This window comes from Gluconacetobacter aggeris (genome assembly GCF_014174395.1).
GTDB lineage: Bacteria > Pseudomonadota > Alphaproteobacteria > Acetobacterales > Acetobacteraceae > Gluconacetobacter > Gluconacetobacter aggeris.
The window spans coordinates 26,380-47,732 of record NZ_JABEQD010000009.1; the positions used below are offsets into that span (position 1 = coordinate 26,380).

17 protein-coding genes and 1 riboswitch are annotated in these 21,353 nt (G+C 67.3%); of the genes, 6 read left to right on the forward strand and 11 right to left on the reverse strand.

From position 1 onward, the window contains the following. Positions 1 to 70: 70 nt before the first annotated feature. The gene (locus HLH36_RS12925) at positions 71 to 250 is read left to right on the forward strand and encodes a CsbD family protein (RefSeq protein ID WP_182986778.1); all 180 of its coding nucleotides are present in this window, start codon (positions 71 to 73) and stop codon (positions 248 to 250) included. 30 nt (positions 251 to 280) lie between these two features. Here HLH36_RS12925 and HLH36_RS12930 read toward each other — a convergent pair whose 3' ends face one another. After that, a complete protein-coding gene (locus HLH36_RS12930) occupies positions 281 to 742 on the reverse strand; it encodes an Lrp/AsnC family transcriptional regulator (protein ID WP_182986779.1) in 462 nt (153 codons plus the stop codon). A 105-nt stretch (positions 743 to 847) separates the two neighbouring features. On the opposite strand from HLH36_RS12930, the gene HLH36_RS12935 reads away from it, so the two are divergent. Next, the gene (locus tag HLH36_RS12935) at positions 848 to 2,350 is read left to right on the forward strand and encodes an aminotransferase class V-fold PLP-dependent enzyme (protein WP_182986780.1); all 1,503 of its coding nucleotides are present in this window, start codon (positions 848 to 850) and stop codon (positions 2,348 to 2,350) included. A 79-nt stretch (positions 2,351 to 2,429) separates the two neighbouring features. Here the strand turns inward: HLH36_RS12935 and thiC are convergent, their stop codons facing one another. Both thiC and pckA read right to left on the reverse strand, forming a co-directional pair. Beyond that, positions 2,430 to 4,316: a phosphomethylpyrimidine synthase ThiC gene (gene thiC, locus HLH36_RS12940; RefSeq protein ID WP_220792832.1), complete on the reverse strand. Its 1,887-nt coding sequence runs from the start codon at positions 4,314 to 4,316 to the stop codon at positions 2,430 to 2,432. Between the two features lie 67 nt (positions 4,317 to 4,383). Continuing rightward, a riboswitch (TPP riboswitch) is annotated at positions 4,384 to 4,495 on the reverse strand. A gap of 94 nt (positions 4,496 to 4,589) precedes the next feature. Next, on the reverse strand, positions 4,590 to 6,209 hold the full coding sequence (gene pckA, locus HLH36_RS12945) for a phosphoenolpyruvate carboxykinase (ATP) (RefSeq protein ID WP_182986781.1): 1,620 nt from the start codon (positions 6,207 to 6,209) through the stop codon (positions 4,590 to 4,592). Between the two features lie 301 nt (positions 6,210 to 6,510). On the opposite strand from pckA, the gene HLH36_RS12950 reads away from it, so the two are divergent. The 3 genes from HLH36_RS12950 (at position 6,511) to HLH36_RS12960 (ending at position 10,169) form a co-directional block, all read left to right on the forward strand. Continuing rightward, the gene (locus HLH36_RS12950; protein ID WP_182986782.1) at positions 6,511 to 7,899 is read left to right on the forward strand and encodes a sugar porter family MFS transporter; all 1,389 of its coding nucleotides are present in this window, start codon (positions 6,511 to 6,513) and stop codon (positions 7,897 to 7,899) included. Positions 7,900 to 8,005: 106 nt separating this feature from the next. Further along, positions 8,006 to 9,151, forward strand: coding sequence for an aminotransferase class I/II-fold pyridoxal phosphate-dependent enzyme (locus HLH36_RS12955; RefSeq protein ID WP_182986783.1), 1,146 nt, complete (start codon positions 8,006 to 8,008; stop codon positions 9,149 to 9,151). Between the two features lie 61 nt (positions 9,152 to 9,212). Beyond that, positions 9,213 to 10,169, forward strand: coding sequence for an aspartyl protease family protein (locus HLH36_RS12960; protein ID WP_182986784.1), 957 nt, complete (start codon positions 9,213 to 9,215; stop codon positions 10,167 to 10,169). Here the strand turns inward: HLH36_RS12960 and gluP are convergent. The 3 genes from gluP to HLH36_RS12975 all read right to left on the reverse strand — a co-directional run bounded on the left by gluP (position 10,127) and on the right by HLH36_RS12975 (position 12,552). Next, positions 10,127 to 11,467: a glucose/galactose MFS transporter gene (gene gluP / locus HLH36_RS12965; protein WP_182986785.1), complete on the reverse strand. Its 1,341-nt coding sequence runs from the start codon at positions 11,465 to 11,467 to the stop codon at positions 10,127 to 10,129. The two genes, HLH36_RS12960 and gluP, sit on opposite strands and share 43 nt — an antisense overlap. A 66-nt stretch (positions 11,468 to 11,533) precedes the next feature. Then, positions 11,534 to 11,719: a hypothetical protein gene (locus HLH36_RS12970; RefSeq protein WP_246376811.1), complete on the reverse strand. Its 186-nt coding sequence runs from the start codon at positions 11,717 to 11,719 to the stop codon at positions 11,534 to 11,536. Positions 11,720 to 11,895: 176 nt separating this feature from the next. After that, the gene (locus tag HLH36_RS12975) at positions 11,896 to 12,552 is read right to left on the reverse strand and encodes a LysE/ArgO family amino acid transporter (protein ID WP_182986787.1); all 657 of its coding nucleotides are present in this window, start codon (positions 12,550 to 12,552) and stop codon (positions 11,896 to 11,898) included. Between the two features lie 75 nt (positions 12,553 to 12,627). Between HLH36_RS12975 and HLH36_RS12980 the strand changes: the two genes are divergently transcribed. Continuing rightward, positions 12,628 to 13,524 carry a LysR family transcriptional regulator ArgP gene (locus tag HLH36_RS12980; protein ID WP_182986788.1) on the forward strand — a complete coding sequence of 299 codons (897 nt, stop codon included), beginning with the start codon at positions 12,628 to 12,630 and terminating at the stop codon, positions 13,522 to 13,524. 57 nt (positions 13,525 to 13,581) lie between these two features. Here HLH36_RS12980 and HLH36_RS12985 read toward each other — a convergent pair whose 3' ends face one another. The 5 genes from HLH36_RS12985 to ileS form a co-directional block, all read right to left on the reverse strand. Further along, positions 13,582 to 15,090: an NADH-quinone oxidoreductase subunit M gene (locus HLH36_RS12985; protein ID WP_182986789.1), complete on the reverse strand. Its 1,509-nt coding sequence runs from the start codon at positions 15,088 to 15,090 to the stop codon at positions 13,582 to 13,584. A gap of 180 nt (positions 15,091 to 15,270) precedes the next feature. Beyond that, the gene (gene mutL / locus HLH36_RS12990; RefSeq protein WP_182986790.1) at positions 15,271 to 17,157 is read right to left on the reverse strand and encodes a DNA mismatch repair endonuclease MutL; all 1,887 of its coding nucleotides are present in this window, start codon (positions 17,155 to 17,157) and stop codon (positions 15,271 to 15,273) included. A gap of 154 nt (positions 17,158 to 17,311) precedes the next feature. Next, a complete protein-coding gene (locus tag HLH36_RS12995; protein WP_182986791.1) occupies positions 17,312 to 17,839 on the reverse strand; it encodes a DUF3035 domain-containing protein in 528 nt (175 codons plus the stop codon). A 10-nt stretch (positions 17,840 to 17,849) separates the two neighbouring features. After that, complete coding sequence (gene lspA, locus HLH36_RS13000) at positions 17,850 to 18,386, reverse strand: signal peptidase II (RefSeq protein ID WP_408871892.1); 537 nt, start codon at positions 18,384 to 18,386, stop codon at positions 17,850 to 17,852. Further along, positions 18,383 to 21,280, reverse strand: coding sequence for an isoleucine--tRNA ligase (gene ileS, locus HLH36_RS13005; RefSeq protein ID WP_182986793.1), 2,898 nt, complete (start codon positions 21,278 to 21,280; stop codon positions 18,383 to 18,385). Before ileS ends, lspA begins: the two co-directional genes overlap by 4 nt. Positions 21,281 to 21,353: the final 73 nt, after the last annotated feature.

Consider the following 21,353-nt stretch of genomic DNA (forward strand, 5'->3'; position numbering starts at 1 on the left):
ATCGGCCCCGGGCGTTTTACGCCGTGCCAGCCTCCGGCCCGAGAGGCCACGAACCAGAGGAATCACGGAGATGGGCGAACTCAAGGACAAGATCAAAGGCCACGCCGACAAGATGGTCGGCGAGATCAAGCGCAATGTCGGCAAGGCGATCAGGAATCCCAATCTGGAAGCCGAAGGCGAGGCGCAGAAGATGAAAGGCTCCGCCGAGAAGGCGAAAGGTGCCGTAAAGGGCACGATCAACAAATTCTGATCACCAGGCGCGCAAGATCGCCGGGGCCTGTCACAATGGCAGGTCCCGCCGGTCGCAGATCGCCTCCATCGCCATGTAGGATGTGACGGTATCCAGTTCGACCCGCGCGATCAGCGCGCGATAGATGGCATCGAACGCATTCATGTCCGTCGTCACGATCTTCAGCATGTAATCGTAATCGCCGGCGATCCGGTAGAAATCGATCACATTGGGCACCGACACCACCGCCTCGCGAAACCGGTCCAGCCAGTCCCGGGAATGGTGGCGGGTGCGCACCATCACAAACACCGTCAGCCCCAGCCCCACGGAATCGGGATCGAGCAGCACCGTCTGCTGACGGATCAGCCCGCGCTCGCGCAACGCATGCAGCCGCCGCCAGCAGGCATTCTGCGACAGCCCGATCCGCTCGGCCAGTTCGCGCTGCGACAGTCCGGCATCGCGTTGCAGCGCCTGAAGCAATGCCCGATCAAAATGATCCAGTTTTTCGCCCATGCCCGATCATATGACCCAATTTCTGCCATTTCAATCGAGAGAATGATAAAGTTCTTCTACCAAATCCCGTCTATTTTTTCGCCATCGATTGATTGGAGGCGGACGATGCGCGACGGACAGGATCTCTTCACGGATTTCACGATGTCCCTGCAGGCGGGCGGGCTCGACGGTCTCCGCGCCGGGCTGATCGGCGAAGGCGCCCCCGTCCCCGGCCCCTTCGGCGTGCAGAAGCTCATCTATGCCGACTACGTCGCCTCGGGCCGGGCCCTGCGCCAGGTCGAGGACTTCATGATGGATCATGTCCTGCCCTGGTACGCCAACAGCCATACCGAGGCCTCGTTCTGCGGCCGGCATGTCAGCCGCCTGCGCCATGCCGCACGCGCCGCCATCGCCCGCCTCTGCGGCGCCGGCGAAGGATTTTCGACCATCTTCACCGGCTCGGGCGCCACGGCGGGGCTGAACCGGCTGGTGGCCCTGCTCGGCGTACCGCAAGCCGCGCGCAGCAGCGCCGCCCCGATCGTGTTCATCGGCCCCTACGAACATCATTCCAACATCCTGCCCTGGCGCGAAAGCGGCGCCGAGATCGTCGAAATCGACGAGGCCGCCGAGGGCGGACCGGACCTGGCGCATCTGGCGGCCTCCCTGACGGAAGCCGGCCCGTCACGCCTGAAGATCGGCGCCTTCTCGGCCGCATCCAACGTCACCGGCATCGTCACCGATACCGATGCCGTCACGGCGCTGCTGAAGGCCCACGGCGCCCTTGCCGTCTGGGACTATGCCGGCGGCGGCCCATACCTGCCGATCGACATGAAGCCCGGCACGGAATGGGAAAAGGACGCCATCGTGGTCTCGCCCCACAAATTCGTCGGCGGCCCAGGCGCCTCGGGCATCACGATCGTCCGCGATGCCGCCGTCACGCTGCACCGCCCGGTCGTCACCGGCGGCGGCACGGTGCGTTTCGTCTCCCCCTGGGGCCATGATTATGCCGACGCCATCGCAACGCGCGAGGAAGCCGGCACCCCCAACGTGACCGGCGACATCCGCGCCGCCCTCGCCTTCCTGGTCAAGGACGCGATCGGGCAGGATGTCATGAATGCCCGCCACGACACGCTGTACCGCGCGGCGCGGGCCGTCTGGGACCACAACCCCAACCTCGTGATCCTGGGCAACCCGCGCGCCACACGGCGGCTGCCGATCTTCTCGATGCAGGTCCACGACCGGCAGCGCGGCGGCATGCTCCACCAGCAGCTCTTCACCCGCATGCTGTCCGACTGCTACGGCATCCAGGCGCGCGGCGGCTGCGCCTGTGCCGGCCCCTACGCCCACCGGCTGCTCGGCATCGACCGCACGGAATCCGACACGTTGCGCGCCGCGATCCTCTCGGGTGAGGAAATGCGCAAACCCGGCTGGACGCGCCTGAATTTCAGCGTGCTGATGGATGACGCAAAAGCGGCACGGATTATCACCGCCGTGGACGAACTGGCCCGCGCGCCGTATCCGGTGGCTGATTTTTACAAGGCGGACCCTGCCACCGCACGGTTTCATGCGATGGCAGGAGAGTCTTCTTTTTCTGAAGAAAAAGAAGCAAAAAGACTTTTATCCGTTTAGGCTCCTTACGAGGCCCGCAGAACAGTCCTTAACAGATCAAACGTTTTTTGGTTCTTTTTTTCAAAAAAGAACAGAAACCTTACTCCACCATCGCCACGTCGATCGCACTCCCACCGGCCCGGAACTTCTCCCCCATTTCCGCCAGCCCGGCCGTGATTTCGGCGGCCGACATGCCGGCCCCGTCATTCTGACTGCGCGCCGCGTCGCGAATATCCTGGCTGATCTTCATCGAACAGAATTTCGGCCCGCACATCGAACAGAAATGCGCCGTCTTGTGCGCCTCCTTCGGCAACGTCTCGTCATGGAAGCAACGTGCCGTCTCGGGGTCGAGCCCGAGATTGAACTGGTCCTCCCAGCGGAATTCGAAGCGCGCGCGCGACACCGCATCGTCATGCAGCCGGGCGGCCGGATGTCCCTTGGCCAGGTCGGCGGCATGGGCCGCAAGCTTGTAGGTGATCACCCCGGTCTTCACGTCGTTGCGGTCGGGCAGGCCCAGATGCTCCTTGGGCGTGACGTAGCAGAGCATGGCCGTGCCGAACCACCCGATCATCGCCGCCCCGATGGCGCTCGTGATGTGGTCGTAACCCGGCGCGATATCGGTCGTCAGCGGCCCGAGCGTGTAGAACGGCGCTTCGCCGCAATGGGCAAGCTGCTCGTCCATATTGGCCTTGATCTTGTGCATCGGCACATGGCCCGGCCCCTCGATCATCACCTGGCAGCCATGGTCCCACGCCACACGGGTCAGCTCGCCCAGCGTGCGCAGCTCGGCGAACTGGGCAGCGTCGTTGGCGTCCGCGATCGACCCCGGGCGCAGCCCGTCACCCAGGCTGAAGCTGACATCATATTCCCGCATGATCTCGCAGATTTCCGCGAATTTCTCATAGAGAAAGCTCTCGCGATGATGCGCCAGACACCATTTGGCCATGATCGAGCCCCCGCGCGAGACGATGCCCGTCACCCGCCGCGCCGTCAGCGGCACATAGGCCAGCCGCACCCCGGCATGGATGGTGAAGTAATCCACCCCCTGCTCGGCCTGTTCGATCAGCGTGTCGCGGAAAACCTCCCAGGTCAGGTCCTCGGCCACGCCGCCGACCTTCTCCAGCGCCTGATAGATCGGCACCGTGCCGATCGGCACCGGGCTGTTGCGGACGATCCAGTCGCGGATATTGTGGATGTTACGGCCGGTCGACAGGTCCATCACCGTATCCGCGCCCCAGCGCGTGGCCCAGACCATCTTGTCCACCTCGTCGGCCACATGGCCCAGCACGGCGGAATTGCCGATATTGGCGTTGATCTTCACCAGGAAGTTCCGGCCGATGATCATCGGCTCCAGTTCCGGATGGTTGATGTTGGCCGGCAGCACGGCCCGCCCACGGGCAATTTCGTCGCGGACGAATTCGGGCGTCACGAAATCCGGAATGCTGGCACCGAAATCCTCGCCATCCCGCAGCGCCGGGTCCGTCGCCGCCCGGCGCAGATTCTCGCGGATCGCGACATATTCCATCTCCTCGGTCACGATCCCGGCGCGGGCATATTCAAGCTGCGTCACCGGCCGCCCCTTCAGGCCGCGCCGCACCACCCGCCCGCGATTGTCGAAGGCCGGCGCCAGCGTCGCCCCGGTGGCGCCGCCATTATCCTCCGGCCGCACCTGGCGCGGCTGGTCGACCACCGCACAATCGCCACGCCGTGCGATCCAGCCCGCACGCAGGCCCGGCAGGCCGCGCGCAATATCGATGTCGACCGTGGGGTCGGTATAGGGGCCCGACGGATCATACAGCGTCACCGGCGGCTCGCCGGCGCTGGGATGCAGGTCGACCTGCCGGAAGGGCACCCGCAGGCCGGGAAACAGCGTGCCGCCCTGATAGACCTTGTGTCCGCCGACGCGGGGGCCGACCGTCACATCGCCGGTCGCGGGCGTGCGCGTCGGCTGGCGCGACGGAGTCGCGGGTTGTGTCTGGATATTCATGGCGCGTCCTCTTGCTCATGGAGGGGGCGCGCCGGCGCGAAATGTCATGACGGACGGCGCATCACGGCGCCGCACTCAATTCCCATCCCTTCGCCGGCATGACCCGGATCAGGTTCGACGGGTCAGGGGGAAAACACCCCTCTCTCAGCCGCTCGCATGCGACTCCCCGGAGAACGGGGCGATCTTAGTCCCGGCCCGAGGGATGGGGTCAAGAGCAACCGGCATGCGCCGATGGCGCCACGCGTCACATTCTCGCGCGGCGCCACCGTCCACTCATACCGCGCGGGGGCGGATCGCGGCCTGCCGCACCTCGGGCGCACAAGCGTCGCGGAAGGTCTCGAAATTCTTCTCGAACCGCTCCGCGAGGTCCGCGGCCGCGCGCGCATAGGCCGCCGAATCGGCCCAGGTCGAGGCCGGGTCCAGCAGGCTGTCCGGCACACCGGGCACATGGGTCGGGATCGACAGGCCGAAATGCTCCTCGACCCGGAAGGGCACGTCATCCAGCCGCCCGTCCAGCGCGGCATTGACCAGCGCACGCGTCTGGGCCAGCGCGATCCGCCGGCCGGTCCCGTACGGCCCGCCGGTCCAGCCGGTATTCACCAGCCAGCACGTCACCGGCGTGCGCGCCAGGCTGGCCGCCAGCCGTTCGCCATACAGTTCGGGCGGGCGCGGCAGGAACGGCGCGCCGAAACAGGCGCTGAAGGTCGCCTGCGGCTCCTTCCCCAGCCCCTTCTCGGTCCCGGCGATCCGCGCCGTATAACCCGAGAGGAAATGATACACCGCCTGCGCCGGGGTCAGCCGCGCAATGGGGGGCAGTACGCCGAACGCATCGGCCGTCAGCATCACCACATGGCGCGGCACCCCGCCCCGGCCGTCCGGACTGGCATTGGCCACGAAATCGATCGGGTAGCAGGCGCGCGTGTTCTCCGTCAGCCCGCCATGCATGAAGTCCGGCACGCCGTCGCGATCGGCCACCACATTCTCCAGCACGGTGGCGAACCGGTGCGATGCATCCCAGATCTCCGGCTCGGCCTCGCGCTTCAGGCCGATCACCTTGGCGTAGCAACCCCCTTCGACATTGAACACGCCATCCTTCGACCAGCCATGCTCGTCATCGCCGATCAACCGGCGCGAGGCATCGGAAGACAGCGTGGTCTTGCCGGTGCCCGACAAGCCGAAGAACAGGGCCACATCGCCGCCAGGCCCGATATTGGCCGAGCAATGCATGGGCATGACATCCTGCTCCGGCAGCAGCCAGTTCATGACCGTGAAGATGGATTTCTTGATCTCGCCGGCATACTGGGTGCCGGCAATCACCACCAGCCGCTGCTCCAGCGACAGGATCACGCCCGTGCCGCTGCGCACCCCATGCCGCGCCGGGTCGAGTTCAAGGTCCGGCGCATGCAGGATCACGAAATCCGGCTCGAACCCCGGCAGGTCGGACGAAGGCGGCCGGATGAACATGTTGCGCGCGAACAGCGCATGCCATGCATGGGTCGTCACCAGGCGGACGCGGATGCGATGGGCCGGGTCGGCACCCGCATACAGGTCCTGGGTAAACAGTTCCTGCCCGGCCAGATAGCCGCGCACATGGTCGCAGACCCGCAGGAACGAATCCGCCGGCAGCGCCGCGTTGATCGCCCCCCACCAGACGCCGTCGCGGGTCGAGGGCTCGTCGACGATGAACTTGTCCTGTACCGAACGGCCGGTATGCAGGCCGGTGCGCACCATCAGCGCCCCGCCGGAAGACAAGGCGCCCTCGTCCCGGCGGATCGCACGCCCGATCAGTTCGGGCGCATGGAGATTGGCATGCACGGCCCCGACAGGATTCAGGCCGGTGCCCCTTATCGCGTGTTCTGAACCCGCAGGCCGGAATATATTATTGTTGTTCATTCTTTTTCCGTTTCCCGATCATTGTTTCCCCGATGTGCCGTCCGGGGATGGCGAGTGTGACCCGATCAGCGTGGCAACCTCCCGATCGATGTCCCCTCGCTCCGTCACAAATTCGTGATCGCATTTTCCAGTATTGTCCTGCCTCTCCTCTTGGTCTCTCCCTGACTGCGCATTCCCTGGTCGGAAAGTTTCTTGAAAGACGATAGCAAACTATCACAAATTCGTCTGAAACCGCCGTCTTTTTGTACCGGACACCCTGCTTTTCTTTGATTTTTTCCGAATCAGTTCATAAAATAACTAAATGAATGATATAGAAAATTCGCAGGCCAAGCTGCTTATCGATGTCATCGCGGGCATTTCCGCCGCCGGCGGGCTGCTGTTCGGGTACGACACCGGCATCATCTCCGCGGCCCTGCTGCAGATCACCCCGCAATTCCATCTGGATATCGGCGGCCAGCAGATCGTCACCTCGGCCATCATCGCCGGGGCGCTGGTGGGCTGCCTGGGGGCTGCGCCCCTGTCCGACCGCGGCGGCCGGCGGCGCACCGTCATGGTGGCCGCCGCAATCTTCATCCTCGGTACGCTCGTCGCCTCACTGGCCAACGGTACCTGGATGCTGACCGCGGCACGCTTCGTGCTGGGACTGGCGGTGGGCGCGGCATCGCAGATCGTGCCGCTCTACATCTCCGAGCTGGCCCCGGCCCACCGGCGCGGGCGCCTGGTGGGCCTCTTTCAGCTCGCGGTGGTCAGCGGGCTCCTGGTCTCGTTCGTCACCGGCTACCTGCTCCGGCATGAAAGCTGGCGGCTCATGTTCGGGCTGGGGATCATTCCCGCCGTGATCCTGCTGCTGGGCATGGCCTTCCTGCCCAACAGCCCGCGCTGGCTGGCCATGCAGGGCGATTTCGAGGGCGCGCGGACCGTCCTGCGCCGGGTGCGCGCAAGCCACCACACGGCAGAGGAAGAACTGCAAAGCATCATCGACGCGCACGACCGGCAGGAACCCTGGTCGGAACTGGCCCGCCCATGGGTGCGCCCCGCCCTGGTGGCCGCGATCGGCGTCGCCCTGCTCTGCCAGCTCAGCGGCATCAATGCCGTCCTCTATTATGCCCCCACCATCTTTTCCGGCGCCGGGTTCGGCCAGGGCTCGGCCCTCCTCACCTCGGTCGCGGTCGGGATCGCGATCATCGTCGCGACATTGTTCGGCAACTGGGCGGTCGAGGCGATCGGCCGGCGTGCCCTGCTGCTGTGGTTCCTGCCGGGGGCCAGCCTGTGCCTGCTGGTACTGGCCGAGCTGTTCCACATGCAGGCGTCGGGGGGCACCTCGCATCCCTGGCTGATGGTGGCGTCGCTGCTGGGCTATGCGGTGCTGAATGTCGGCAGCCTGTCGGTCACCATCTGGATCATCGGGGCCGAGGTCTTTCCGCTCTCGGTGCGCGGCAAGGGCATGGGCCTGGCGGCGGCGGCGCATTGGGGGGCCGACCTGCTGATCTCGATGACGACCCTGTCGATGGTCCAGGGGTTCGGCGCCGGCGGCACCTTCCTGCTGTTCGGGCTGATCAATGCCCTGGCCTACCTGTTCGTGCTGCGCTTCGTCCCCGAAACGCGCGGCCTGTCGCTGGAGGAGATCGAGGGCCGGCTGCGTGCCGGCACCTTCCTGCGCACGGCGAGCGGCCAACAGTTGGGCCGGTAACGTCGGGGGCTCCAGAAGCCCCTCCCGCCGCACGACCGCTTGTCGGCGGCCGGCCGGGCGACTATGCCGACAGGATTCGCCCTCCCACGCCGGACGAGGCCCGCCCATGACCGTCCCCCGCATCGATCCCTTCCATGCCGTCGGGCTCAGCACCCTGGCCCACCAGATGGCGGCGGAAGGGCGCGACATCGTGCATATGGAATTCGGCCAGCCCTCGACCGGCGCGCCGAAGGCGGCCATCGCCGAGGCCCACCGCGTCCTGGACAGCGACGCGATGGGCTATTGGGAGAGCGCGCCGCTCAAGGCGCGCATCGCCCGCCATTATCGGGAAACCTATGGCGCCACCGTCCAGCCCGAACAGATCTGGCTGACCTGCGGGGCCTCGCCGGCCTTCGTCCTGGCACTGAACAGCGCCTTCAGGCCCGGCGCGCGAGTCGCGCTGGCCCGGCCGGGCTATGTCGCCTACCGCAACACATTGCGGGCCCTGTATATGGAACCGGTCGAGATCCCCTGCGGCCCGGCCGAACGTTTCCAGCTCTCGGCTTCCGCCATCGCGGCGCTGGACCCGCCGCCGGACGGCATCATCCTGGCCAGCCCCGCCAACCCCACCGGCACGATCCTGTCGGAAGCCGAGATGCAGGCCATCGTCGCTCTCTGCCGCGACCGGGGCATCCGCATCGTCTCCGACGAGATCTATCATGGGCTGAGCTATGTCGGCCCGGTCCGCTCGATCCTGCAGGACGAGCCCGAGGCGCTGGTCGTCAACAGCTTCTCGAAATATTTCAGCATGGCCGGCTGGCGGCTGGGCTGGCTGGTCGCCCCCCCGTCGCTGATCGAGGCGGTGCGAACGCGCGTGGGCAACATGTTCCTCACCCCGCCCTCGCTCAGCCAGCATGCCGGACTGGTCGCCTTCGACTGCCGCGAGGAGCTGGAGGGCCATGTCCGCATGTACCGCCACAATCGCGACCTGCTCCTGGAACGCCTGCCGGAACTGGGGATCGACCGCATCGCACCGCCCGACGGCGCCTTCTACATCTATGCCGATATCGGGCATCTGACGAATGACAGCCTGGCCTTCTGCGCCCGGCTGCTGGCCGATACCGGCGTCGCCACCGCGCCAGGGCTGGATTTCGACCCCGTCGAGGGCAATCGCTTCATGCGCTTCAGCTTCGCGGTCTCGACCGACCGGCTGGAAGAAGCCCTGCGCCGCATGGTCCCCTGGTTCGCCCGCGCGGGCGGGGCGGGGCGCTGACCGGCGCCTCGCCACGCCTGCAACGCCTTGCCAGGATTGTATAACGTCCTAACATGACGCCATGTTTCGATCCCTGCGCTGGTTGCCGTTTTGCATCCCCCTCGGCCTCGGCGCATGCGCTGATACCGGCTCCTGCACCGTCGCCTCGGTTGGCGATCTGGATGTCCTGAACGATCGCGGCTCCCCGGTCGTCAAGGCGACCGTCAATGGGCATCCCGTGGCACTCATCGTCGATACCGGTGCCATCGTCAGCAGCCTATGGCCGCAGCAGGTCGACAAGCTCGACCTGTCTTCCAGCTTCCGGCAGGTCCGCCTGCTCGGTGTCGGCGGCGAAACCATCGGCACGATCGTCACGGCCCATACGGTCGGCCTGGGCAGTGCGACGGCTTCGAATGTATCCTTCGTCGCCGTCGGCAGGCTGATGGACGGCCGCACCATCAAGGGGCGCCCCATTGTCGGGCTTCTCGGCGCCGACTTCCTGTCCAGTTACGATGTCGTCTTCGACCTGCCGAACCACCGGGTCAATCTGTACGATGTCCATGGCTGCAAGGGCCTCATCCCGCATTGGACCGGCGCCTATTACGAAGTCCCCACCGACCATGACGGCAGGGACCAGACCAAGATCATCGTCCGCGTCAAACTCGATAACCATGCCATGGACGCGATTCTCGACAGCGGCGCGTCCAAGACCCTGATTTCCGCGGACGATGCCGCAGAGGCAGGCGTCAGGAAATCCGACCTCGCCAATGATCGCAAGGGTATCGGCTTCGGCATCGACGACGAGAAAACAGCCCGGTTCCTGCACAGGTTCGACAGTCTTGAACTCGGCCCCTTCCGCTTCAACCATCCCGTCCTGATGATCGGCGAGACCGATCACAGCCTTATGGGGGCGGAATTCCTCCGCCGCCATCGGGTCTGGATTCCCAGGGACCGGACCGGGATCTTCGTTCAACCGATCGCCGCCCTCCCACCCTATCAGCCACCACCACCATCGGCGCCGCCGGCACCGCACGCCTGACGACAGGCCGGTATCAAAGGCGCGCCTCCAGCGGCACGCCCGTCACGGCGCAGCATCAGGCCGCAATAGGCCAGAATGACCAGATAGGCCGGCCCCGCGACCAGAACAAAGGCCGCCTGCGTCCCGCAGGGCCCCGCCAGATGCACGAAAACCTGCGGCAGCACGCCCCCACCGCAAAATGCCATCACCAGCAATGCGGCGGCATGGTCGGCATGCCGGCCCATCGTCCGCATGACCGCCGGGAACAGCGCCGGCATGATCATCGCGTTGGCAAAGCCGAGCAGCGCCACGCACGACACGGAAGGCAGGCCCGCCGTCATCCACGCCGCCCCGCACAGGGCCAGCCCCATGGCGCAGCAGAGCCCCATATAACGTTCCTGCGACACCAGGCGCGGCACCACCACCATGCCGGCCAGATATCCCGCCAGCATCGCCGCCAGGGTCGCGGCGGTAAAATATTTGGTCACGTCCAGCGACAGGCCGAAGGACCGGCCATACAGGCCGATCGCATCCCCGGCCATCACCTCCACGCCCACATAGAGAAACGTGCTGAACACCCCCAGGGCCAGCAGGAACAGGCCCCCATCACGCCCGTCGGCCGGCACAGCCGCCTCCGACCCGATCCCGATATCCGGCAGGCGCGACCGCAGGACCCACACCGCCATCACCACCAGCAGCACGGCCATGAACAGGTATGGCGCATGCACCGCGCGGGTGAAATGCGTCAGCACGGCATCCCGCGCCGCCGGGGACGGCGCCCCCTGAACCAGGGTGGCGATACCGCCGATATCGCGCATCACCAGGGAAGCGAAGACCAGCGGCGCCAGGATGCCGGCGAATTTGTTCGCGGTCCCCATGATCGCAATCCGCTGCGCCGCACGATCGTGCGGCCCCAATAGCGTGACGTAAGGATTCACCGTCACCTGCAACAGCGACAGGCCGGCCCCGATGACCGCCAGCCCCGCCAGCGCGCCAGGATACCAGCGCCCGGTCACGCATTCGCCGAACAAGGCCGTGCCGGCCGCCATCACCATCAGCGCGATCGCCATGCCGGCCTTCAGCCCCGTTCGGCGCGCCAGCAGCGTCGCGGGCAACGGAAAAACGAAATAAGCCAGATAGAAACAGGACGGCACCAGAAAGGCCGCGACATCGCTGAGGCTGAAGGCAAGCTGCACGAACGTGATCAGCGGCCCGTTCAGCCAGGTGACGAAGCCGATGCTGAAGAACAGCAGCGCCATGACGACGATCGGCCGCCAGCCATGGGCCCCCGCCGGACTGGCGACGGAAATATGCTTCATGCCAGTCCCCACATCGCGCACGCTCGCCGCATCCAACCCTGCATCAACCTCGCCCGGCGCCGGAGGTCACGCGCGATCGTCACCCCAGCGCCACCTCCAGCCTCCTTCCGTCTTCGCCGCGCAGACCACGAGAAAGACAGCCAGGATGACGGGAATGATTACGATTTCGACAAAAACCGCAATGGCGGAATGAAAAAAGAGAGGAATGGCCGAAGCGGACAGAACGGCCCCGAGGAACAGCAGCAGCGTCACCCATCCCTGCCACGCGACAGGCAGGCCCGCACCGATGCCATGACGCTTCGCGGCAAACCATTTCTTCGATGATGGAACGGGCATCCGGGCCACTCCGCGTCACAGGAAAACCACGCACGCATCGGAGCATATCATCACCCCGGCTGACCAGCCCTGAAGAGCCCCCAAACCGCGCCTTACAACCCGTGCAGCGTCGCCAGCCAGGGCGTCGCGGCCCCCAGGCCACGTACCGCCAGCATGCCGGCCAGCGCCAGCATCACCGCCGCGACGATCCCGTCCAGCACGCGCCACGCGGCCGGGCGGGCAAAGATCGGGCGCAGCAGGCGCGCGCCGAATCCCAGCCCGGTAAACCACAAGGCGCTGGCGGTCGCCGCCCCGGCCACGAACAGCGGCCTCGCCCCACCCGGCAACCCGCCGCCCACCGCCCCCATCAGCAGCACCGTGTCCAGATAGACATGCGGGTTCAGATAAGTGAACGCCGCGGCCCGCCCCAGCGTGCCGGCCAGGCTATCCTGTCCCGCGTCCCCGTCGGCCACCATTGCGGCAGGGGCAAAGGCACGCCGCAGGGCACCAAGCCCGTACCACGCCAGAAACACCGCGCCGCCCAGGGACATGACCCAGATCAGCGCCGGCAGCCTCTGCACGATCACCCCCATCCCCAGCACACCGGCCGAGACCAGCAGCATGTCGGACAGGGTGCAGAACATCACCACCGGCACGACATGCCGCCGGAGCAGCCCCTGGCGCAGGACGAACAGGTTCTGGGCGCCGATGGCGACGATCAGGGCGGCCGCAAGGCCGAACCCGCTGGCAAAGCCGGAAGGAATCAACATGGCCGCTTCCATGCCGGGCGATGGTCGCGTAATCCAGCTTAATTCTCTTCACCTGATTAAGCGGAGCTAAATCCGATGCTGGATTACGCCGCGCTGGCCGCCGTCGCCGCCGTCGCGCGGGAGGGCAGTTTCGAACGCGCGGCGGCGGCGCTGGGCGTCACGGCCTCGGCGGTGTCGCAGCGGGTGCGTACGCTGGAAGACCGGCTGGGCGCCGTGCTGATCGTGCGCGGGCAACCCTGCGACGTTACCGCGATCGGCGCGCGGCTGTGCGCCCATGTCGAACGGGTCCGCCTGCTGGAGGGCGAAATGGCATCCGCCCTGCCCGGGCTGGCCAGCCAGATCGCCGAGTCCGGGCCGCCGACGATCCGCGTCGCGGTCAATGCCGACAGCCTCGCCACCTGGTTCATCCCCGCCATCGCAGGCTTTGCCGGGCGCGGCGACCGGCTGGTCGACCTGGTCATCGCGGGCGAGGACCATACGGCCGAACGGCTGCGCACGGGCGACGTGCTGGCCGCCGTGACCACCGACCACACACCCGTCCAGGGGTGCCGCACCGTCCCGCTGGGCGCCCTGCGCTACGCGGCAACGGCCTCACCCGCCTTCGTGGCGCAATGGTTCACGAACGGCGTCGATGCCGAGTCCCTGGCCCGGGCCCCGGTCCTGCGGTTCGATCGCCGGGACGATCTGCACGCCCGCTGGGCCCGCACCCTCTTCGGGCCGGAACCGGACATGCCGACGCACTGGATTCCCTCCACCCACGGCTTCATCGACGCCGCCCTGGCCGGAATGGGCTGGTGCATGAACCCCATCCCCCTGGTCGCCAGCCACCTGCGCACCGGGCAACTGGTCAGCCTGACGCCAAACCACCATCTGGACGTGCCGCTCTACTGGCAGCACGCCCGCATCGGCACCCGGCTGCTGGACGCCCTGACGCGCGAGGTCGTCGCGGCAGCGCAGGATGGCCTGCTTTAGGCAGACTGCAAGCAGACTGCGTCAAAAGCCCCGGCGACGGCCGGCCACCACGGCCGGTCAGCGGAACGCGAGATGAACCGGTGCCAGCCCGGCCTGCGCCGGGGGCGCCGAGACGGCATTGACCACCGCCGGATCGAACACCCGCAGGAAGCTGGTGGGATGAATGCCCATCCACAGCGTGACCAGCGCGCAGGGCACCAGTACCGCCAGTTCCGGCCCGGTCAGGTCACGCAGCATCGCCACCACGCCACGCCCCGGCGCGCCGAACATCACCCGGCGATACAGCACCAGCATATAGACCGCACCGAGGATCATGCTGCTGCCCGCCAGGAACGCGATCCAGAACGAAACATGGATCGCCCCCACCATCACCAGCCATTCGCCGACGAAGGCACCCGTCCCGGGCAGGCCGATATTGGCCATGACGAACAGCATCCCCAGCGTCGCCAGCACCGGCATCTTGTGCGCCACACCCGAGAACGCGTCGATCGACCGCGTCTCGGCCCGCCAGGACACGGCGGCCACGCAGAAGAACAGGGCGGTAATGATCACGCCATGCGACAGCATCTGGAAGATCGCGCCATCAATGCCCTCGGGCGTGAGGGTGAACAGGCCGACCGCGATCACCCCCATATGCGAGAACGAGGAATAGGCGATCAGCCGCTTCATGTCCGTCTGCGCCAGGGCGACGATGGCGGCATAGATCACGGCGACGACGCCCAGCGTCAGCACATAGGGCGCGAACAGCCGCGCCGCGTCGGGGAACATCAGCACGCCGAAACGCAGCAGCCCATAGGCGCCGGCCTTCGACAGCACGCCCGACAGCAGCGCCGTCGTGGGCGTGGGCGCCTCGGTATAGGCATCCGGCAGCCACGCATGCAGCGGGAACAGCGGCAGCTTCACCCCGAAGGCCAGGATGAAGCCCAGCAGCAGCCAGCACTGCATGGAAGGCGCGAAATTCGCATGCATCAGCGCGGGAATGTCGGTGGTGCCGGTCATGGTCCACATCGCCAGCAGCGCCAGCAGCATGAACAGCGACCCGCCGAAGGTGAACAGGAAGAACTGCATCGAGGCCCAGACCCGCTTCGGCCCGCCCCATACGCCGATCATCAGGCTGCCCGGAATCAGCGTCGCCTCATAGAACACGTAGAAGAGAACCAGGTCCAGCGCCGAGAACAGGCCGACCAGCGTGGTTTCCAGCAGCAGCAGCGCGACCATGTAGTCGCGCACCCGGGTCGTCACCAGCTTCCACCCGCCGATCACCGCCAGCGGCGTCAGGAAGGTGGACAGCAGCACGAACAGCAGGCTGATCCCGTCGACCCCGGTATGGTACGAAACGCCGAACGACGCCGCCCAGTCCGCCTGCTGCACGAACTGAAAGCCCGGCACCTGCGGATCGAACGCGCCCCACATCACCACCGACAGCGCGAAGACCAGCAGGCTGGTCCACAGCGCCACCCATCGCGACGCGGTCTCGATCGCCTCGGAGGTGCCGCGCATCAGGAAGATGGCAAGCGCGCCGCCCAGCGGCAGATACGTGACCAGGGAGAGCAGGATGGGATGCACGTCGGTCTCATCGTCCGTGAAAGATGGCGAAGCCTATCCCCGTTCCGGCAGCGAGACCACCCGGGCGCCGCATCACGTTCTCCCGAGCAGCATCGGTTTTCGGCGCTTTACGCAACCACGGCCACGCGCTGACGTTGAGGCAGCCCCGCATTTTCCACCGCCCGCGGGCCATCGCGGTGCCTACCGCCGCCCGAACAGCGTTTCCAGGTCCGCGCGGCTCAGCTTCAGCCAGGTCGGCCGCCCGTGCGAACAGGTGCCGGCACGCGGCGTCCGTTCCATGTCGCGCAGCAGCGCGTCCATCTCCGCCCGCGTCAGGCTGCGTCCGGCCCGCACGCTGCCGTGGCAGGCCATCCGGGCCAGGATGGCATCCAGCCGCCCGTCCAGCGCCTGCACCTCGTCCGCGTCGGCCAGATCGTCCTCGGCCATTTCCTCGGCCATGTCCCGCAGCAGCCCGGCCGGGTCGTCGGTGCCCAGCAGCGCCGGCAGGGCCCGCACCAGCACCGCGTCGCCGCCGAACGGCTCGATCTCCACCCCCAGCGCCGACAGCGTGCCGGCCCGGGACAGCACGGCCTCGGCCTGCCCGCGCGGCAGGGTCACCACTTCGGGCAGCAGCAGCCGCTGGGCGCGCAGCGTACCATCCAGATACTGGGCCCGCAGCCGCTCATGCGTCAGGCGTTCATGCGCGGCATGCTGGTCCACCAGCACCAGCGCCCCGTCACCCGACACCGCGATGACATAGGTCCCCATCACCTGCGCCACCGGCGCGCCCAGCGGATAATCCGCCGGGTCGGCCAGCACGGCACCCTCATCTTCCAGCGGCGCCGCGCCCTTGCCCGCCCCCGCTGCCGGCGGCACGGCCGGCAACACCGGGTCCAGAACACGCGCGGCCGGCCGGTCGCCCAGATCGAGTCGCCCGCCGGAAAACGCCGCCGGCCCCGGCGCCGCAAAGACCGGCGCCGCCGGACGCGCGGGCGCGGGATCGGCCGGCGGATACCAGATCCGCGCCGGCCCCGCCGCGCGCGACTGCAACAGCCCCGGCCGCACCCCGGCCACGCCGGCCCCGCCCCCCAGCGCCCTGCCCAACGCGCCGATCACCAGTCCCCGCACCGCGGCCGGGTCGGCAAAGCGCAGCTCGGTCTTCGCCGGATGGACATTCACATCGACCATGTCGGGCGGAATGGTCAGCGACAGCGCCACCACCGCATGCCGCCCATGCTCGATCACATGCCGGTAGCCGACACGCACCGCCGTGCGCAGCACCGGATCGACCACCGGCCGGCCATTGACCAGCAGGATCTGCCCCGCCGCCGTCGCCCGATGCACCGACGGCCCGCAGGCGAATCCGCTCAGCACCAGATCGCCCTTCACCCCCTCCACCGGCAGCATGCCGTCCGCGCCCTCGGTCTCCAGAATGGCCGCCACACGCGCCGCCATGTCCTGGCCCGGCAGGTCGAACACCACCCGGTCGTCCAGTTGCAGGCGAAACGCGACATGCGGCACCGACAGGGCCAGCCGGCGCACCGTGATGTCGGCATGGCCGCCCTCGACCCGGGGACTCTTGAGGAATTTCCGCCGCGCGGGCGTGGCGAAGAACATATCCTCCACCACTACGCGGGTCCCGGCCGGGCCGGCACAGGGCGCGGGCGCGCTCACCAGCCCGCCTTCCACCGTCACCCGCCACGCACTGTCCGCCCCATGCGGGCGCGAGGTCACCGACAGGCGCGCCGCCGCCCCGATCGAGGGCAGCGCCTCACCCCGGAAACCCAGGGTCTCGATCCGCACCAGCGTCTCGTCGCGCAGTTTCGAGGTACAATGCCGCTCGACCGCCAGCATCAGATCGTCCGGCGTCATGCCGCACCCGTCATCGACCACTTCGATCCGGTTGATCCCGCCCTGTTCCAGCAGGATCGCGATCCGCCGCGCACCGGAATCGATCGCGTTCTCGACCAGTTCCTTCAACGCGGCAGCGGGACGTTCGATGACTTCGCCCGCGGCAATGCGGTTGACCACCTGTTCCGACAGACGCCGGATCACCGGTCGGGCGGGCAGGCTGGACGAATCGCTCATGGAATCAGGCTAGACCATCCGCCCGAAGGGGCGAACTCCTTTTCGGCTGGGGGCAGCCCGGAGCGGGGGCCAAACAAAACAAACAAAAAAGGACCGGCCATGGCCGGTCCCCTGTCCTGGCCGGCCGGAATACCGGCCGGACCCTCCCTGGATGCTACTTGCTCGAGCCCTTGCTCTTGACGGTCGGCGTGGCGCCCTGGGTCGGGCTGTTACCCAGCGCCGCATTCTGGCGCAGACGGCGATTCTCGGCCTCGCCATCCACCTCGCCGCCGGCTCCCCCGCCGTTCCAGAACATCAGCTGGTTGATGAAGCCCTGCCCCGCCTGGCCAAGCTCGCCCTTGTCGGAGCTTTGCGATGCCGCATCGGCCTCGTTCACCAGCGCGGCCTGGCCGGCGCTGGGCGTGCCGTCGGCACCCTGCAACGCCACGTTGGGCGAGAGCGTCTCCAGCGCCTGCAATCGCGGGCTTTCATCCTGCGGCCGCGACGCGTCGCTGTGCGGAACCGCCAGCTCCTGGGTCGGCGGCATCGACAGCGGGGCGCGCGTCGTCACCGTATACTCATCCGGCGAATCGCGTTCCAGGCCGAAGGCCCGATTGAGGTCCGAGCCGGAGCAACCGGCAAGAAGGACTCCGCCCGACAGCAGAAGTGCGAACGGAAGCAGACGAGGGAATAGGGGCGCCATGCTTCGCTTTCTACCGCTCCTGCCCGGTTCCGGCAAGGCCGCGCCGCTCGGTCAGGCTGTCGAACAGCAAAATGGCGACACCGCAATCGATCGAGGCATCGGCCAGGTTGAACACGTAGAAACTGTGCCCATACGCATGCAGGTGCACGAAATCGACCACCGCCCCGTAATGGAGCCGGTCGATCACATTGCCGATCGCCCCACCCATGACCGCGCCCAGCCCGCCGGCCACCCAGGGACGGGTCGTCCGCGCCAGCCAGATCGTCAGCACCAGCACCACCGCCAGGGCCAGCGCGGTGAAGACGATGCGCCCCATCCCCGCCAGCCCGCCCAGCATGCCGAAGGTGATCGCGTGGTTCCACACCATGGTCAGGTTGAAGAACGGCAGCACCGGAACCGACACCCGGTTCGGCAGGTCCAGGCCGTACAGAATCCAGTATTTGCTGCCCTGATCCAGCAGCAGCACCAGGACGAACAGCGCGGCGCCGATGGCGCGGCAGCGCCAGGCCGGCCGGGGCGCGCCGGCGGCCAGCACGGCTTCGCTCACGCGCCGCCCCGCGCGTCGACGACGGCAACACAGCGCAGGCACAGTTCGGGATGGCCCGCATGGCTCCCGACCTCGTCCAGCACCTTCCAGCAGCGGGCACATTTATGCCCCGACGCCGCCGAGATGCGCGGCACGCCATGGGCACCGACCGCACCGCCGTCACGCGCCTCGCCCTCGGCCCCGCCGGAGAGGAAGATCGACGCCGCCCCCGGCTCCACCGTGATCGACGCCTGCGACACGATGGCCAGTTCGCACCAGTCGACATCGGCGAAACGCCCGGCCTCCTCCTCCGACAGTTTCAGGTCCAGGGCGGCCTGAAGCGACGACCCCACGATGCCGCCACGCCGCGCGGCCTCGATCTCGGTCGTCACGACACGGCGCACGCCGCGCAGCGTCGCCCAGCGATCGGCCAGATCCGGACGGATCCACTCTTCCGGCAGCGAAGGGAAGGATTGCAGATGCACGCTCTCCCCCTCGCCGAAACGCGCCGTCCACGCTTCCTCAGCGGTAAAGACCAGCACCGGCGCCAGCCACGCGCACAGGCAGCGATGCAACTGGTCGAGCACCGTACGCGCGGCCCGGCGGCGCAGGCTGTCGGTGCCGTCGCAATAGAGCGCATCCTTGCGCACGTCGAAATAGAAGGCCGACAGGTCGGTGGCGCAGAACCCGTGCAGGGCGGCATAGACGCCGACCCATTCATGCGTCTTCACCGCACGGTCGATCTGCGCGCCCAGCTCGGTCAGGCGGTGCAGCACCCATTGCTCCAACTCGGGCATCTGCTCGTACGGCACGCGCTCGGCATCGGTAAAGCCGTCCAGCGCGCCCAGCAGCCAGCGCAGCGTATTGCGCAACCGGCGATACAGCTCGCCCTGCTGCTTCAGGATCTCGCTGCCGATCCGCAGGTCTTCGTTGGTGTCGGAATTCATCACCCACAGGCGCAGGATATCCGCACCCAGCGAGTCGTTCACGTCCTGCGGCGCCACGACATTGCCCAGCGACTTGGACATCTTGCGGCCCTGCTCGTCGAGCACGAAGCCGTTGGTCACCAGCGCGCGATAAGGCGCGATCCCCCGCGTGCCCACACTTTCCAGCAGCGAGGACTGGAACCAGCCGCGATGCTGGTCCGATCCTTCCAGATACAGGTCCGCCGGAAACGGCATGCCGTCGCGCCCCAGCACGAACGCATGGGTCGATCCGCTCTCGAACCACACATCGACGATGTCGAACACCTGCTCGTACTCGTCGGGGTTGCGTTCGTTGCCCAGGAACCGGCTGGCCGGCGCGCTGTACCACACATCCGCGCCCTCGGTGCGGAAGGCGTCCACGATGCGCTGCATCACCGCCGGGTCGCGCAGCACCTCGCCGCTCCGCTTCTCGACGAACACCGCGATCGGCACGCCCCATGCCCGCTGGCGGCTGATGCACCAGTCCGGGCGCCCGGCAACCATCGCGGTCAGGCGGTTGCGCGCCTGGGCCGGCACGAAGGTCACATCCTCCAGCGCCTTCAGCGCGCGGGCCCGCAATTCTCCCTCGCCATCCATGCGGATGAACCATTGCGGCGTGGCGCGATAGATCACCGGCGCCCGCGACCGCCAGGAATGGGGATAGGAATGAACCAGCGTCGACCGCGCAACCAGCCCGGCCGGCGCGGCGCCATCATTATTGGCCCGCTCCATCGCCTGCGTCAGGGCCGCGCAGACCGGGTCGGCGGCCTTGAAGACGTGCACGCCGGCAAACAGCGGCACCCAGTCGGCATAGCGCCCGTCATCCAGGACCAGTTCCGGCACCTCGATCCCGTTCGCCACCGTCAGGGCGAAATCGTCCTCGCCATGCGCTGGCGCCATGTGGACCAGGCCGGTGCCGGCATCGGTGGTGACGAAATCGCCGCCCAGCAGCGGCACGTCGAAATCATAGCCCTCGCCACGCAGCGGATGGGCGCAGATCGCGCCCGCCAGCGCCTCGCCCGGCATGGTGTAGAGCACGTAATGCTCGGTGATCCCGGCGGCGGCGCAGAACGGCGCGATCAGCGCCTCGGCCACCAGCAGGCGGGCCCCCGGCTCCAGCAGCGCGCTGTCGGTCACGCCATCGACGCGCAGCACCGCATAGGTGATCTCGGGCCCGAAGGCGATGGCGCGGTTGCCGGGGATGGTCCAGGGCGTGGTCGTCCAGATCACGGCCGAAACGTCCTGGAGCGCATGCGCCGGCGTGGGGTCGTGGATGAACGGGAACGCGACATGGATCGTGGTCGATTCATGGTCGCGATATTCGATTTCGGCCTCGGCGAGCGCCGTCTTCTCCACCGGGCTCCACATCACCGGGCGCAGGCCGCGATAGAGCAGCCCGTTCAGCAGAAAGCGGCCGATTTCCTCGACGATCGTCGCCTCCGAGGAAAAATCCATCGTGGCATAGCGCTCGTCCCATTCGGCCTGCACCCCCAGGCGGCGGAACTCGGCGGCCTGGATCTCGACCCATTTCGCGGCATAGGCCCGGCATTCGGCACGGAACTGAAGAACCGGCACCGAATCCTTGTCGCGGCCGGACTTGCGATATTCCTCCTCGATCTTCCATTCGATCGGCAGGCCGTGGCAGTCCCAGCCGGGACGGTAATGCACCGCGAAACCGGCCATGCGATGGGCACGGTTGACCACATCCTTCAGGATCTTGTTCAGCGCGTGGCCGATATGCAGGTGGCCGTTCGCATAAGGCGGCCCGTCATGCAGCATGAAGGACGGCCGGCCTTCCGCCTGCGCGCGCAGCAGCCCGTCCAGGCCGCTCGCCGCCCAGTGCGCCAGAATCTCCGGCTCCCGCTTCGGCAGGCTGCCCCGCATGGGGAAGCTGGTTTTCGGCAGGAATACCGTATCCCGATAGAGATCCTGTGACTTCGTCTCGGTCATGACCCTGAATTTCTGACTGGCAACAATGGATAACGATGTGACGGGAGGATCATTCCCTCCCCTCGCGGCCCCA